The following is a 16,233-nucleotide window of genomic DNA, read 5'->3' as shown; positions in this document are numbered from 1 at the left end:
CTGTATTTTAAATAAAAATGTAGCCAATAAGATACTTTCTACAAAGCATTAAAATAGGTGTTGTAAAAACACTTTTTTCAACAAGTATTTGATTGTTAATACATTGTGGTTACTAGGGGTTTTGAAAAAATAGAAGTCAATTTATTGTAAAGGAAATGAATGAAAAACTGCATTAAATTTAACAGCAAAAGTGTTGGAACTATCACACAAACTTTTATTTTTGTGGCTTAATTTAACAATATATAAGCATGAAAGATTTATTAGTAAAAATCAACGCCGAAATTGAAACATTCAAAGCTGAATCTGAATCTTTGACTGAAAAAGGAATTAAAGCTGCTGGACCAAGAGCACGTAAATCAACTTTAGAAATTGAAAAACTTTTAAAAGAGTTTAGAAAAGTTTCTATCGAAGAATCAAAAAAATAATACAACTAACCCCGCTGATAAAGCGGGGTTTTTTATTTTGCAAAGTACAAAGTACAAAGAATATAGTTTGAGACAAAGAGAAAAAAACTTAGAACCTTAGCATCTCAGAATCTTAGCTCCTCAAAAAAAACTATATCCACTTCAGCTTTGCCGCAATATAACAAGCTTCTACTGTATTACTCACTTTCATTTTCTCAAGAATATTTTGGCGATGGCGGCTTACTGTATTGATGCTAATAAATAGTAGAGTTGCAATCTCTTTGCTTTGTTTGCCTGCTTGCAGCATTTTAAGAACTTCTTTCTCTCTTGCAGAAAGAAAGAATTCATTTTGTTTTTCGTTCTGTTTTACAATATTTCCAGTTGCTGTATTTATGATCGCACCTTCGTATTGCAGAGCGAGAGAAAAATCAAAATTGTAAAGGCAAAGTGCCAATTCAACATCTTCGTGTTCATTAGAAAAATAGAACATTTTGTGCAGTAAAGATTTCTCCGCCTCTTTATTATTCATTCTCAATTTGCTGATTACACAAAAGTCTTTTCGTTCCTCTATCGGAATCGTTTTTATGAACTGAAAAAAATGAAGTTCTAAAAGGTATTTTTGCAATACATCATCCGAATTTAATTTGCCAAAAAGGTCTTCTTCCCAAATACTCTCAATTTCTTGCACTTGATCTTTTCTAAAAATGGAAAGTTCATCGGCTATTTTCCCAGAATAGATATAGCTTTTATTGTTATACAAATCGCTCAGAACAGCAATACCATTTTCTAAATCAGCAAAATTTTGAGCGATTTCCTGACACGTTTTTAAAATTTGCGTATTATGAAAACCGCCAGAGTTTTTCTGTTCCAAAAGTTGTTCACTCAAATCATCTTTTATGTTTTTCATAAAAATGGTCATTTATAAGTATTGTCTAATGCTTTTTTTGCAAATATATTTGTAGGATTATAGGACTGAAATATAATAAAAAATGGGATTTAAATTAATTATAAAATTCTTAATTGTTTTACTTGACTTATTATCAAGCTCTTTTGCGTAAAGTAATGCACGAATGTTTGATAAAAGCAGTATAAACTAATCCATCATGTCAAACAGTTATCCGACAGGAAAAATAATAAAGATTTATTGGAAACAGGAATAAAAGACACCTTCACACCACGGGAATGGGATCAATATATTCAAAGTTTTAAGATTCTAAGATACTGAGTTTCTAAGTTTCTAAGTTTTTTTTCTTAGTAGCTTAGAAACTCAGTATCTCAGCATCTTAAATAGAATTTCTATCAATAAAATTAAAAGGAACTTTTACCTGACCTTTTTCTTTATTCAAAATCATTCTGGCAGCTGTTTCTCCCATAATATTAAAATCGGTTGACATTACGGTGATGCCAAGTAAATCTTTTAAAGGCGTATCGTTGTAGGAGATAACACCTATATCTTTTCCTAAAACAAATTCTTCATCACGAATCTGTTTCACCAAATTTACCAAATCGGATTCTTCAATTGTGATAAACAAATCTCCTTTTTTAAGAATCATATCGTCATAAACTTCACTTAGAATCTCAAAATTGATTTCGTGTTCCACACAGAATTTTCTAAATCCGTGTAAAATTCGTCTTGGATAAGGGTAAACCGCTTTGTCTGGGTAAACCAAAATTAAACGTTTGTATTTTGAAATTTTAGAAAGACCTTCTTTTAAGGCATTGTAAATATCATTTTCAAAATCCTGATAAATTTTAATGACTTCTTCTCCGGCTCCTAATTTAATATTGTCTAAAATAACCAGTTTTTCTTGCGGAATATTTTTAATCGCATTTACAACTTCATCAGTAAAACTTAAATGTTTTAACTCGTCTGTTTTAAAATGAGTTGTAATGACATAATAATCGTAAGCGCCTTCAAATTTGTCTAAGATATTCAGAAACAAAGTCTCGTCGCAATGGTAAATTTGAAGATCTACATGAGCATTTGCGCCAAGAGTATCAATAAATGAGCTGTAAGTTTTCATTTTATACGAACTCAATTTATTGGTCAAAAACAAGATATTAACCTTAGATTCCAGTTTTGTTCGGGTAATATAATAGCCTTTTCCTCTAATGGAAGAAATGATTTTTCGTTCTTTTAAAATATTATAGGCTTTCTCGACAGTATCGCGAGACATATAGAATTCTTCGCTGAAACTATTTATAGAAGGAATTTTTTGATTGATTTTTAAATTTCCGTTGGCGATGTTTTGAAGAATAGAGTCGACAATTTGTTTGTATTTGGGAACTCGAGAATCTTCGTCTATTTTAATAAGTTTGATCATGTTCATGTTGAGGAAATTTATCTCGTATTTCAACGAAACTCATTTTTAATTCTAAATAATTTTAAAAAATCTCTTCTTTCAAAAAAATCCGTTTGTGCAGAATCATTTTTGTAATAAAAAAGAGAATTTAACAAGGCTTGTAATCTTTTTTTTATAATTTCTAAATTTTGACCCAAATGCGGAATCAATAATTACGAAATCGATTGCTAAAATAGCCATTTTAAATTTATTTACCCAATAATTACAGTTCGTTATTTGTAATAATCTTTAGTTTTAACAAAAAATATAAAATCCGTAAAGGATAGTACAGGACAGTTTTGTTTTTGACATTCTCTTATTTTACAAAACCAAACCACTATCTAACAAACTAAAACCAAAATTTAATAAATGGAATCATTATTAGGAATCATTTTTCATTCTATCGGAGGATTTTCTTCAGGTAGTTTTTATATGCCTTTTAAAAAAGTAAAAGACTGGGCTTGGGAAAGCTATTGGCTCGTGGGGGGATTTTTCTCTTGGCTGATCGTTCCGCCAATTGCAGCTTATTTAACGATTCCAAATTTTACTGAAATTATAGCAGCGGCATCTCCATCAATAAAAGCATTTACATTTTCGATGGGATTGGTTTGGGGAATCGGCGGACTTACTTATGGTCTTGGAGTTCGTTACCTCGGAATGTCTTTAGGGAACTCAATCACGCTCGGTTTTTGCTCTGCATTTGGAGCTTTAGTTCCATCAATATATTATGATTTTGTTCCGACTGAAGGAAAAATTTCATTCTCTCACATGATTTCTAATCCTGGCGGACAGCTGGTTTTATTTGGAGTTGTTGTTTATCTTGTTGGGATTGCAATTTCTGGAAAAGCAGGAATGCTAAAAGAGAAAGATTTTGAAACAGGTCATGAAGGTAAAGACAAAGATTTTAATCTAGTAAAAGGATTGATTGTAGCGGTGATTTCAGGGATTTTAAGTTCATTTTTCAATTACGGAATCGAAGCTGGAAAATCAATGGCAGAACAAGCTGTAGTAAATGGTGCAAATCCGTTGTTTCAAAATAATGTAACGTATGTTGTTTTATTATGGGGAGGTTTAACCACCAATTTTATCTGGTGTCTTTACTTGAATTTCAAAAACAAATCAATTAAAAATTATACGGATAAATCTACTCCAATAACTAAAAACGTTATGTTTTCTGCTCTTGCCGGAACCATGTGGTTTTTACAGTTTTTCTTTTACGGAATGGGAGAGAGCAAATTAGGAAATGGTGCCAGCTCATGGATTTTGCACATGGCAACAATTATTTTAACAGCAAACTTTTGGGGATTTTACTTGAAAGAATGGTCGGGAGTTTCTAAGAAAACATTAAGAACTTTCATTTGGGGAATTGGGCTTATTATGCTTGCAATCGTTTTGGTAGGAATTGGTAACTCATTATAAATAATACAAGAATAATTTAAAATAGTATATGTCAAATACAAACACAATTAATAATATGAATTTTAAGCATGTAAGCTACCTTTGGGATGAAGCTAAGGCAGCAGAATTAGCAGGTGATGAAGTAGCGCTTTTTATTTATCGTTCTAACTTGTTAGGGGCTGATTTAAGATTGACCAACTACGGAGGCGGAAATACTTCTGTGAAAATTACAGACAAAGATCCTCTTACTGGAGCATCTTCTGAAGTAATGTGGATTAAAGGTTCTGGCGGTGATATCGGAACGTTGACAAAATCAGGTTGTGCAGCTTTGTATTTGGACAGACTTCGTAATCTTGAAAATGTTTACAAAGGTATTGAGTTTGAAGACGAAATGGTAGAATTATTCAACCACTGTATTTTCGATTTAGCGTCAAAAGCGCCTTCTATCGATACGCCTTTACACGGATTTCTTCCATTCAAACATATTGATCACTTACATCCAGATGCGTCAATTGCTATCGCTGCAGCGAAAGATGGAAAGAAAATCACAGAAGAATTATTTAACGGAGAAATCGGTTGGGTAGGATGGCAACGTCCAGGATTTGATCTTGGTCTTCAGTTGAGAGCGTGTTTAGAAGAAGCAGAAAAAAACGGTAAAAAACTACGCGGAATCATGTTAGGTTCTCACGGTTTATTTACTTGGGGAGACACTGCGTTTGATAGTTATATTAATACGCTGGAAGTAATCGAGAAATGCGCTTCTTATTTAGAAGATAATTACGGAAAAAAACGTCCAGTTTTTGGAGGAAAGAAAATTGACAGTCTTCCAGAAGCAGACCGTAAATTAAAAGCGGCAAAAGTAGCTCCAATTTTAAGAGGTTTCTGTTCTTCAGAGCGTCAAATGATTGGACATTATACAGACGATGCAAGAGTTTTAGAATTCATTAATTCTAATGATCTTTCAAAATTAGCTCCATTAGGAACATCTTGTCCAGATCACTTTTTAAGAACTAAAATCAGTCCATTGGTTTTAGAATTAGATCCAAACGAAGATTTATCTGATGTTGCGGCTGTAAAAGCAAAATTAGCTCCAGCTTTTGAAGCTTACCGTGCAATGTACAAAGACTATTACAATGTATGTAAAAAATCAAATTCACCAGCAATGCGTGACCCAAATCCAGTTGTTATTTTATATCCTGGAGTTGGTATGTTCACATTTGCTAAAGATAAAACAATGGCACGTTTAGCATCTGAATATTACATCAATGCTGTAAACGTAATGAAAGGTGCAGAAGCAGTTTCGGAATATACTTCTTTGCCGCACCAAGAAGCATTTGATATTGAATATTGGTTGTTGGAAGAAGCAAAATTACAGCGTATGCCAAAACCAAAAGCATTATCTGGAAGAGTGGCTTTGATCACTGGTTCTGCAGGTGGAATTGGTAAAGCCATCGCTAAAAAATTCGCTCAAGAAGGTGCTTGTGTAGTTATTAATGATATCAACGAAGAGCGTTTAGAAGGAGCAACGGCAGAATTTGTGAAAGCATTTGGTAAAGATGCCGTTTCTAGCACATTATTAAATGTTACTGACGAAGTTAACACAGGAAAAGCATTAGACGAAGCTTGTTTGGCTTTTGGAGGTGTTGATATTATTGTGAATAATGCTGGAATCAGTATTTCTAAATCTATTGCAGAACACACTTTAGAAGAGTGGGATAGATTATACGATATCTTAGTAAAAGGACAATTTATTGTTTCTAAAGCCGGAATCGAAGTAATGCGCAAACAAGGTTTTGGAGGAGATATCGTAAATATCGTTTCTAAAAACGCAGTTGTTGCAGGTCCGAACAATCCTGGTTATGGTTCGGCAAAAGCGGCTCAAGCGCACTTAACACGTTTAATGGCTGCTGAACTTGGAGCAGACAAAATTCGTGTAAATACAGTAAATCCTGATGCCGTAATTTCAGATTCAAACATTTGGTCTGGAGGATGGGCAGAAGGTCGTGCAAAAGCATACGGAGTTACAGTTGAAGAACTTCCGGCTTACTATGCAAAACGTACGTTATTAAATGAAATCATATTGCCAGATGATATTGCCAACGCTTGTTATGCTTTTGTTGGAGGTTTACTAGGTAAATCTACAGGGAACGCATTAAACGTAGACGGCGGCGTAGGCATGGGCTTTTATAGATAAAGATTGTTTAAGTTTTTTATATAAGTTTGTTTAAGCAAAAGTGGTTTTTTGTGGTCTAGCGTTCGAATTCTTTCGAACGTTAGATTTTTTTAGCCTATAACAATTCGCTTTAAACAAAGAAAACTTAACAAAAAAGTGAAGTAAAACCAGAGTATAGTTAATGTAGGTTTTATAAGTTCAAAATATATTTAAATGCATAAAGAATAGAACGCAGATGATGCAGATTCGCTATCGCGAAGACGCGAAAAAAAACGGATTTTTGTTTCACGCAGATTTAGACAGATTTAAGCTGATCTAATAGATTTTTAAATTTATTTCTAATAGAAAAAAAAATCTGCATTTTTCTGCTCAAATCCTTTTAAAATCTGCGTGAAATCAGAAAATAAAATCCGCGTCTTCGCGATAGCGAATCCGTAAAATCTGCGTCCAAAAACGCAACGCTATGTGTTAAAAAAATATACTAGAAATATAAAATTTATATATTGTAAACTCTATTAAAATATCAATAACTATGTTAATCGGATCAAACCACATCGAATCTCATAACGAGGATTTATTAAAAAAACACCAAAACAAATTAGTTTTTACAGCATCAGAAATTAATGATACAGAGGCGATTATTCAAAAATTAATCGACTTTCAAATTGCAATTCCATCTTGGGCTTTAGGAACAGGAGGAACAAGATTCGGACGTTTCGCTGGAGGAGGAGAACCTCGTTCTTTAGAAGAAAAAATAGAAGATGTTGGTTTGCTTCATAAATTAAACAATGCTTCTGGAGCGATTTCACTTCACATTCCGTGGGATATTCCAACAAATTATCACGAAATTAAAACATTAGCGGCACAGCACGGATTAAAATTCGACGCAATGAACTCGAACACGTTTCAAGATCAAGCAAGCGCTGAGCACACTTACAAATACGGTTCTTTACAAAACGTAAATAAAGCAGTTCGCAAACAAGCAATTGCTCACAATATTGAAGTTATTAAACACGGAATCGAATTAGGTTCTGAGTCTTTAACAATTTGGTTAGCTGACGGTTCTAATTTCCCAGGACAGTTAAACTTCAGAAAAGCGTATCAAAATACTTTAGAAAGTTTAGAGGAAATCTACGATGCATTACCTTCAAACTGGAAATTGTTTTTGGAATATAAATGTGCTGAGCCTAACTTTTATTCTACGACTGTAGCAGATTGGGGGCAGTCTTATTCGTATGTTAAAAAGTTAGGCGACAAAGCGCAGACATTAGTAGATTTAGGTCACCACCTTCCAAATGCCAATATCGAGCAAATCGTTTCTTTATTATTGATGGAAAACAAATTAGGAGGTTTCCACTTTAATGATTCAAAATACGGGGATGACGATTTAACAGCTGGAGCATTAAAACCATATCAATTATTCTTGATTTTCAGTGAATTGGTTGAAGGAATGGATGCAAGAGGAATGAATCACGCCAAAGATTTAGGTTGGATGATCGACGCTTCTCACAACATCAAAGATCCGTTAGAAGATTTATTGCAATCTGTAGAAGCGATTATGATTGCTTACGCTCAGGCACTTTCTGTTGATAGAAAAGCATTAGTAGAAGCACAAGAAGAAAATGATGTGGTAAAAGCACAAGAAATTCTTCAAAATGCATTCCGTACAGATGTTCGCGCATTAGTAGCAGAAGCTCGTCTTCGTTCTGGAGCGGCATTAAATCCGGTAGCATTATATCGTTCACTTCAGGTTAGAGAAAACCTAGTTGGCGAAAGAGGTTTAAAAACAATGGCCACAGGATTGTAATAATTATGAGTTATAAGTTATGAATTATGAGTTAAGTAATTCACAACTTATAACTCATAATTCATAACTCATAATTAATAAAAATGAATGTAGTTGCGATTTTTGATATTGGTAAAACAAACAAAAAGGTTTTTTTATTTAATGAAAATTATAAAATTGTCTGGGAGAAATCAGTAAATCTTGAGGAAACCACAGACGAAGACGGATTTCCGTGTGAAGATATCGAAGTACTGAAAAATTGGATTTTAGATCGATTATCTGAAATAAAAGAATTGAAAGATTATGTTTTAAAAGCAATCAATTTCAGCACTTACGGAGCCAGTTTTGTTTATATTGACGAAAACGGAAAAGTTTTAACTCCTCTGTATAATTATTTAAAAGATTATCCAGAGGATTTAAAATCTAATTTCTATGAAAAATACAAAGGAGAAAAGAAGTTTGCTGTAAAAACGGCTTCTCCGGTTCTCGGCAGTTTAAATTCTGGAATGCAGATTTATCGTCTAAAAGAAGAAAAACCCGAACTATTTGAAAATGTAAAATACTGTCTGCACTTGCCGCAGTTTTTGAGTTTTCTTTTAACGAATGAAGCCTACGCTGATATTACAAGCATTGGCTGTCATACGAATTTGTGGAATTTCAAAAAAATGAAATACCATAAATGGCTCAAAGAAGAAGGAATTTCAAAAAAAATACCGCCAATACATTTCGGTAAAGATATCATTATGACACGTGAAGACCTTGCGGTTGGAGTTGGTTTACATGATAGCTCATCGGCGATCATACCTTATACAATTAACTTTACTGAGCCTTTTGTTTTGTTGTCTACAGGAACTTGGAGCATTTCTTTAAATCCTTTCAATAACAAACCTTTGACTTTTGAGGAATTGCAAAACGATTGTCTTTGCTACATGCAATACACCGAAAAACCAGTTAAAGCAGCGCGTCTATTTGCAGGAAACGAACACGAAGTGCAAACCAAACGTTTGGCGCAGCATTTTAATGTTCCACTTGATACGTACAAAGAAGTATATTTTGATAAAAAAATCGTAGCCAATTTGCGAGCGCTTAATTTTCAAATTATCTATCCGAAAAAATATAATTTTGATATTTTGAAAGAATGCCCTTTTCAAAAAAGAGATCTTTCACATTATAAAAATTACGAAACAGCTTATCATCAATTAATGCTGGATTTGGTAGAACAGCAGGTTTTTTCTACTAATTTGGTCATTCATAACAGTCCGGTAAAAAAGATTTTTGTGGATGGAGGTTTCAGTAAAAATTCGATTTATATGAATTTATTGGCAGAAGCTTTTCCAGACATAGAAGTGTATGCGGCTTCGATGGCGCAGGCGAGCGCATTGGGAGCAGCATTGGCAATTCACAATAATTGGAATCCAAAACCAATTCAGAACGATTTAATTGACTTGAAATTCTATAAACATTAGGTAAAAACGGTCTGTATGTTGTAAATTTGCTGAGAAACGTATTTTTTACATTTTACAGTACACGCCTAATGAACAACACACTAAATACTACAACATGAAAATTGGACTTTTTATACCTTGTTATGTCGACCAATTTTATCCAAAAGTAGGAATCGCAACCTACGAATTACTTCAAAAATTAGGCTGCGAGGTTGAATTCCCGATGGGACAAACCTGCTGCGGACAGCCAATGGCAAATAGCGGTTACGCACATTTAACAAAAGGATGTGATGCCAATTTTATTACTAATTTTTCTGGATTTGATTACATCGTCTGTCCTTCTGGAAGTTGTGTTTTGCATGTAAAAGACCATTTGCATGACGAAAAACAAGAAGAGAAGGCAACAGCAATTCGAAATACGGTTTACGAACTTACAGAGTTCATAACAGATGTTTTAAAAATTGACCATATCGACGGAAGATTTCCGTTTAAAGTCGGAATGCATGTAAGCTGTCACGGCCAACGCGGATTAAAGCTTTCGCAAATGTCTGAGCTTAATGCACCATTTTTTTCTAAACCAGAACAATTACTGCATGGCATAAAAGATCTTGATTTGGTTGCTTTAACTAGAAAAGATGAATGCTGTGGTTTTGGAGGCACGTTTTGCGTTACCGAAGAAGCGGTTTCTGTAAAAATGGGTCAAGATCGTATTAAAGATCACGAAAGTCATGATGTGGATTATATTACAGGTGGAGATATGTCTTGTTTGATGCATTTGGATGGAATTCTAAAAAGACAAAAAAGCAGGATCAAAACCATTCACATTGCTGAAATATTAAATTCACTAGAAAATTAGAATATTTATTTAGTGAAATTTAACCGCAAAGCACGCAAAGAAAAAACGCAAAGCACACAAAGATTAAAATTAACTTTGCGAACCTTGCGTTAAACCTTGCGATCTTGGCGGTTAAGTAAATACCATGATAAAGATTTCAAAATTGACTTTTAAAGAATAAAAAATGTCATCAGAAAAAGTAATACCGCATAGCGAAGCCGCTACAAAGTTTAACAAAGACGTAGAGCGTGTCAATTGGCATGACGAAACACTTTGGTTTGTGCGTGCAAAAAGAGATAAATCAGCACATCAGATTGAAGATTGGGAACTGCTTCGCGAGACAGCTTCTCAAATCAAATTAAATGTGCTTTCTAATATTCACGATTATTTAGTTGAATTTGAAGCCAATGCGCAACGAAACGGAATAATCGTACATTGGGCAGCCGATGCCAAAGAACACAACGAAATCGTGCATTCTATCATGGCAAAACATGATGTAAAGCAAATGGTGAAATCCAAATCGATGCTTACAGAAGAATGCCATTTAAATGATTATTTAGCTGAAAAAGGGATAGAAGTAATCGATTCTGATTTGGGAGAATATATAGTTCAGCTTCGAAAAGAACCGCCAAGCCATATTGTACTTCCTGCAATTCACTTAAAGAAAGAAGATGTAAGTGAAACTTTCCATGAACATTTAGGTACAGAAAAAGGAAATATCAATCCGCAATATTTGACAGAATCGGCTCGTCATAGTTTGAGAAATACTTTTTTAACTAGAAAAGTAGCTTTAACAGGAGTTAATTTTGCTGTTGCAGAAACAGGAGAATTTGTGGTTTGCACCAATGAAGGAAATGCCGATATGGGTGCACATTTAGCTGATGTTCATATTGCCTGCATGGGATTTGAGAAATTGATTCCGAAGAGAGAACATTTAGGTGTTTTCTTGAGATTATTGGCAAGAAGCGCAACAGGACAGCCTATTACAACTTTCTCAAGCCATTTTAAAAAGCCAAGAGAGGGAAAAGAAATGCACATCGTAATTGTAGACAACGGAAGAAGTACACAATTAGGAAGAGAAGATTTTAGAAATTCGCTAAAATGTATTCGTTGCGGTGCGTGTATGAACACTTGCCCAGTTTACAGACGAAGCGGCGGACACAGTTATCATAATGCGGTTGCGGGACCAATTGGTTCTATTTTGGCACCAAATTTAGATATGAGCAAAAATGCCGATTTGCCTTTTGCAAGTACGCTTTGCGGTTCATGTACCAACGTTTGTCCTGTAAAAATTGATATTCACGATCAATTGTACAAATGGCGCCAGGTTTTGGTAAAAGAAGGTCATACGCCAACAGCTAAGACGGTTGCTATGAAAACAATGGCAACAGTTCTGGCAAATCCGACAGTTTTTAATATTGCAGGAAAATCGGGAAGATTTGTAATGAAGAATATTCCAGGAATGGTCAATAATAAGATGAACAAATGGTACGATCAGCGCGAAATGCCAGACGTTCCTGAGGAATCTTTTAGAGAATGGTACAAGAAAAATTCGAGAGAATCTAAAGATAAAAAGAATGAGTAGTAAAGGCGAAATTTTAAAAAGAATAAAAGGGAATCAGCCGAATTTGGTTTCTGAATTGCCGGATCTAAATCTTTTAGGTTCAGAACAATTTGATGTTTTAGAAACCTATAAAACGGTTTTAAAAGGTATAGGTGGCGATCCTGTTGAAGTTGCTGATTATAATGAAATCATCAATTATATTAAATCGAATTATAATTTAGAAAAGAGATTAATTACAACGCTTCCAGAACTTTCTGAAATTGCTTCTTTAGACTGGAAATCAGTTGATCCGCATTCGCTTCAAGATGTTGAATTAACGGTTGTAAAAGCTCATTTTGGAGTTGCAGAAAACAGCGGACTCTGGGTAACCGATGATATTTTAGGACAACGTGTTGCTCCTTTTATTGCACAATATTTAGCGATTATCGTTCATAAAAAAGATCTTGTGCGAACAATGCAACAAGCGTATCAGAGAATCGGAAACATGGAATACGGTTTCGGAACTTTTATTGCGGGTCCGTCAAAAACGGCTGACATTGAACAATCTTTAGTTCTTGGAGCTCATGGAGCAAGAGGATTGATTGTCTTTTTATTGGATTAAAGCAAAGAAAAAATATAATAATTAGAATGCAGAAAGGGCAACTTTTCTGCATTTTTTTGTTTCATTTATAAGTGATTAATTATATGTGAAAATAAAAAAAATCACCACGGTACGTTTTTTTTATTATTTTTAAAGTGTATAACTTACACTTAACCACACTCGCAATGAAAATTACAAACTTATTTACAATGTTGATCGGAGTATTTTTTCTGTCGACATTAGGAAATGCTCAAACTAAAGCATTTCAAAAAGAAGAATTCAAACAATGGGCTCAAACTCCGCCAATGGGTTGGAACAGCTGGGATTGTTACGGACCAACGGTTGAAGAACACGAAGTAAAAGCCAATGCCGATTATATGGCAAAGGAGCTGAAGAAATTTGGCTGGGAATATATCGTGGTTGATATTCGATGGTTTGTTGAAAATGACAAAGCTGGAGGCTATAACCAAACCGATCCGCGTTACGTAATCGATCAGTACGGAAGATATCTGCCTGCTGTAAACCGTTTTCCTTCAGCAAAAGACGGACAAGGTTTCAAGCCTTTAGCCGATTACATTCACAAAAAAGGATTAAAATTCGGAATCCATATTATGCGCGGAATTCCTAAAAAGGCGGTTGAAGATAAATTGCCTATAAAAGGAGCAAACGGAATTACAGCAGATCAAGTTTATTCAACTGCTTTGCAATGCGAATGGCTAAGAGATAATTATACCGTTGTGGCCGAGAAACCCGGAGCGCAGGAATATTACGATTCGATTTTTGAATTGTACGCGCAATGGGGAGTAGATTTTATTAAAATTGATGATTTGTCAAGACCTTACCACGAAGGTGAAATCAACTTAATTAGAAATGCTATTGACAAATGCGGACGAAAAATTGTATTAAGTACTTCGCCAGGAGAAACACCAATTTCGGCAGCTTCACACGTTACGTCTCATGCCAATATGTGGCGTATGGTAGACGATGTTTGGGATACGTGGCCTCATATTACACATTTGATGGAGGTAGCGCAAAAATGGTATCCTTACATCGCGCCAGGAACTTGGCCAGATTGCGATATGATTCCATTAGGACGTATTTCGATAAGAGGAGAAAGAGGCGAAGACCGAATGACGCGTTTGACTAGAGACGAACAATATACTTTGATTACATTTTTCAATATCTTTAAATCGCCTTTATTTTTTGGTGGAGATTTGCCAAGTAACGATGCTTTCACTTTATCATTACTGACGAATAAAGAGGTCGTAAAAATGCATAACGAAAGCAGCGATGTAAAACAGCTTTTTCAGAAAGATGGTAAAATTGCCGTGACATCAAAAAATGCAAAAGATGGCAGCGTTTATTTGGCTTTATTCAATGTTTCAGATAATGCCGCACAAAAAGTTTCTGTAAGTCTTTCTGATTTAGGAATCTCCACTTTAGCCGAAGTTTTAAATATGTGGACGGGCGAAAAATCAAAAATAACTTCAAAAGAAATTGGAGCAGAATTAAAACCTCACAGCTCGGTTTTATATCGATTAAAAAGTAAAAAATAGAAGAAAAAAAGCGGTTTCTAAATTCATAGAAACCGCTTTTTTATAATTATAAATAAGCTATTAAGCCGTTTGATCATCAATAGTAGCCTCAGGAGCATTTTTCTTTACAGATTCAATTCCGTTTTCTCTCGCAGCTACGCTTTCGTACATTTCGCTTGAACCAATAATTTGACCATTTCCAGCTTTTAAATTGAAATATGGTTTTCCGTTTTTTGACTCTAATCTATCATAACGATCATCGTCTGGTGCATTTTTTTTAACAGATTCAATTCCGTTATTACATGCCGCTTTTGTAGTGTATCCTTCGCTTGCTAAAATAGTCTGGCCATTACCAGCTTTTAAATTGAATTGAAACTCTCCGTTGGCTCTAGTAGTGATTACAAATTTTCCCATGCAGTTTATTTTTAAGTTAGGTAATATATATTTTGCTATTGATAAAAATACAAAACTTAGTAATATAAATCATACACCTGTTTAAAAAAATGATTATCTTAATGCAAACAAAATTATATTCCTAAACGGAAATCAGAAACGCTTTTTTCTTCCAGATTGATTTCTTCAAAAATACTTTGAGTACCTTTTTCCATTGGACATTGCGTGCTAATTCCCATCCAGATTTCTTTTGGATAATTGTTTTTGTACAAACGAACCATCTGCCAATTCTTTTTATCTAACGAATAATAACTTGCAACTGTTTTAGTATCAGAAGTAATTTTCATGTAAACAGAAGGCTCTTTCACCACATCGTGATTATTATCATCAGAAGTTCCCATGGTACGAACCGTTACAATTCTGTGATTGCCTCTTTCGTCTTGCTCAAAACAGAATTTTTGGTAGAAACTGTCATTCACATAAATGTATAAAACACCAGCGTTGTACAATCCTTTTTCTGTAAACTCAGGCGTAACTTTCGCGGTAAGCGTAAAAGGTTTTGTATTGTCTACTTTAGATAAAAGCATTGGAGCTGTAGTATTCGATAATTTTCCGTCTGGATCAGAAAAGTAATCTGATTTTTCTCCAGCTTTGAAAATAACCTTTTCGTTAGCTTCCGTTTTAATCAGTGAGTCGGCACCGTTAACCGCTTTTGTAAAATGTATAGAAGATAATTTAATGTCACAAGGCGAACCATTTACAAATGCAGAATCTGTTTTTGTTTCTTCTTTCATGGCAGTTTTAGCAGTTTCATTTTTATTATTGCAGCTCGTTAAAGCAGAAAGACTAAGGATAATAATGGCGTTGTAAAAAAATGTTTTCATAGATTATTTTTTTGGGATAGAAAGTGATATTTTTAATTTTCCAAAAATAGAATTGCTTCGAGAAAGAGGCAATACGTAAAATTAACCAATTATATTTTCTAATGCCACAGAATTCTTCAATCGAAAACCAGTTAATGACCACATTTTTAGAACAAAAATTTGAGATTGGAGAATCAAATGATATTGAAATGTACAAGCAATTCGTTATCAATTACGTTAAAATTGAACAATGTGTGGCCGTTTTATCCGATTATCAATCCGACAAAAGTTATATTTATGCGGGAAGTTTTGGCTCAATTTTCGGACTTCCAAATGAAAACTCCGTAATCGATTCTGCTTTTGAAGAATGTATTTTCACTAAAATCAATTCGGAAGATTTGGTTGAAAGACATGTTTTAGAACTTAATTTTTATGAATTTTTAAAAGGAATTCCAAAAGAAGAATACAGCAATTACAGTACTTTGAGCCGTCTTAGAATGAAAGATTCTAACGATAAAATTGCCTATATAAATCACCGAACTATTTATTTGAATACGTTTAAAAACGGAAGTATTTCACTCGCTTTATGTCTGTATTTGCCTTCAACCGATTTACAGCCCCGATCGGGAATTGAAGGTAAGATTTTTAATATTCGAACAGGCGAAGTCATCGAAGCTGAAAAATATAAAAACAATACTGAAAATATACTTTCGAAAAGAGAAATAGAAGTTTTAACCAGTGTTGCAAAAGGAAACAAAAGCGAACAAATTGCTGCGGAAATGCATATTTCGGTTTATACCGTAAGACGCCACAGACAAAATATTATAGAAAAACTAAAAGTGACCAATACCGCCGAAGCCGTCCAAACGGCTTTTGTGATGGGAATTATTTCTCTTTAAAAGATTTCCTTATTTT

Annotated in this window: 14 protein-coding genes; 10 read left to right on the top strand and 4 right to left on the bottom strand. The window is 34.2% G+C overall.

Features of this window, described 5'->3' with window-relative positions; genetic code table 11:
* The first annotated feature begins 248 nt into the window (after positions 1–248).
* A complete protein-coding gene (locus QLQ96_RS19565; protein ID WP_482492686.1) occupies positions 249–425 on the top strand; it encodes a histone H1 in 177 nt (58 codons plus the stop codon).
* Positions 426–555: 130 nt separating this feature from the next.
* Here the strand turns inward: QLQ96_RS19565 and QLQ96_RS19560 are convergent, their stop codons facing one another.
* Positions 556–1,311, bottom strand: a complete 756-nt coding sequence (locus tag QLQ96_RS19560) for a response regulator transcription factor (RefSeq protein ID WP_482492684.1) — start codon at positions 1,309–1,311, stop codon at positions 556–558.
* Between the two features lie 376 nt (positions 1,312–1,687).
* Positions 1,688–2,728: a GntR family transcriptional regulator gene (locus tag QLQ96_RS19555; RefSeq protein WP_482496985.1), complete on the bottom strand. Its 1,041-nt coding sequence runs from the start codon at positions 2,726–2,728 to the stop codon at positions 1,688–1,690.
* Between the two features lie 387 nt (positions 2,729–3,115).
* On the opposite strand from QLQ96_RS19555, the gene rhaT reads away from it, so the two are divergent.
* From rhaT to QLQ96_RS19515, 8 genes are all read left to right on the top strand, one after another.
* A complete protein-coding gene (gene rhaT / locus QLQ96_RS19550; RefSeq protein WP_482492682.1) occupies positions 3,116–4,165 on the top strand; it encodes an L-rhamnose/proton symporter RhaT in 1,050 nt (349 codons plus the stop codon).
* Between the two features lie 28 nt (positions 4,166–4,193).
* Positions 4,194–6,338, top strand: a complete 2,145-nt coding sequence (locus QLQ96_RS19545) for a bifunctional aldolase/short-chain dehydrogenase (RefSeq protein ID WP_482492681.1) — start codon at positions 4,194–4,196, stop codon at positions 6,336–6,338.
* Between the two features lie 511 nt (positions 6,339–6,849).
* Positions 6,850–8,124: a sugar isomerase gene (locus tag QLQ96_RS19540; protein ID WP_482492680.1), complete on the top strand. Its 1,275-nt coding sequence runs from the start codon at positions 6,850–6,852 to the stop codon at positions 8,122–8,124.
* Positions 8,125–8,207: 83 nt separating this feature from the next.
* On the top strand, positions 8,208–9,569 hold the full coding sequence (locus tag QLQ96_RS19535; protein ID WP_482492679.1) for an FGGY-family carbohydrate kinase: 1,362 nt from the start codon (positions 8,208–8,210) through the stop codon (positions 9,567–9,569).
* A 94-nt stretch (positions 9,570–9,663) separates the two neighbouring features.
* The gene (locus tag QLQ96_RS19530; protein WP_482492678.1) at positions 9,664–10,404 is read left to right on the top strand and encodes a (Fe-S)-binding protein; all 741 of its coding nucleotides are present in this window, start codon (positions 9,664–9,666) and stop codon (positions 10,402–10,404) included.
* Between the two features lie 163 nt (positions 10,405–10,567).
* A complete protein-coding gene (locus QLQ96_RS19525) occupies positions 10,568–11,968 on the top strand; it encodes a lactate utilization protein B (protein ID WP_482492676.1) in 1,401 nt (466 codons plus the stop codon).
* Positions 11,961–12,548: a LutC/YkgG family protein gene (locus tag QLQ96_RS19520; RefSeq protein WP_482492675.1), complete on the top strand. Its 588-nt coding sequence runs from the start codon at positions 11,961–11,963 to the stop codon at positions 12,546–12,548. Before QLQ96_RS19525 ends, QLQ96_RS19520 begins: the two co-directional genes overlap by 8 nt.
* Positions 12,549–12,712: 164 nt before the next feature.
* Positions 12,713–14,083, top strand: coding sequence for a glycoside hydrolase family 27 protein (locus QLQ96_RS19515; protein ID WP_482492674.1), 1,371 nt, complete (start codon positions 12,713–12,715; stop codon positions 14,081–14,083).
* 60 nt (positions 14,084–14,143) lie between these two features.
* On the opposite strand, the gene QLQ96_RS19510 is transcribed toward QLQ96_RS19515, so the two are convergent.
* Together QLQ96_RS19510 and QLQ96_RS19505 are read right to left on the bottom strand one after the other, a co-directional pair.
* Positions 14,144–14,476 carry a YegP family protein gene (locus QLQ96_RS19510; protein WP_482492673.1) on the bottom strand — a complete coding sequence of 111 codons (333 nt, stop codon included), beginning with the start codon at positions 14,474–14,476 and terminating at the stop codon, positions 14,144–14,146.
* 113 nt (positions 14,477–14,589) lie between these two features.
* Positions 14,590–15,339: a DUF1349 domain-containing protein gene (locus QLQ96_RS19505; RefSeq protein ID WP_482492671.1), complete on the bottom strand. Its 750-nt coding sequence runs from the start codon at positions 15,337–15,339 to the stop codon at positions 14,590–14,592.
* A gap of 101 nt (positions 15,340–15,440) precedes the next feature.
* On the opposite strand from QLQ96_RS19505, the gene QLQ96_RS19500 reads away from it, so the two are divergent.
* Positions 15,441–16,217 carry a response regulator transcription factor gene (locus tag QLQ96_RS19500; RefSeq protein WP_482492669.1) on the top strand — a complete coding sequence of 259 codons (777 nt, stop codon included), beginning with the start codon at positions 15,441–15,443 and terminating at the stop codon, positions 16,215–16,217.
* Positions 16,218–16,233: the final 16 nt, after the last annotated feature.

The organism is Flavobacterium sp. B167r, assembly GCF_056824315.1.
This window is presented reverse-complemented; position numbering and strand designations above follow the sequence as displayed.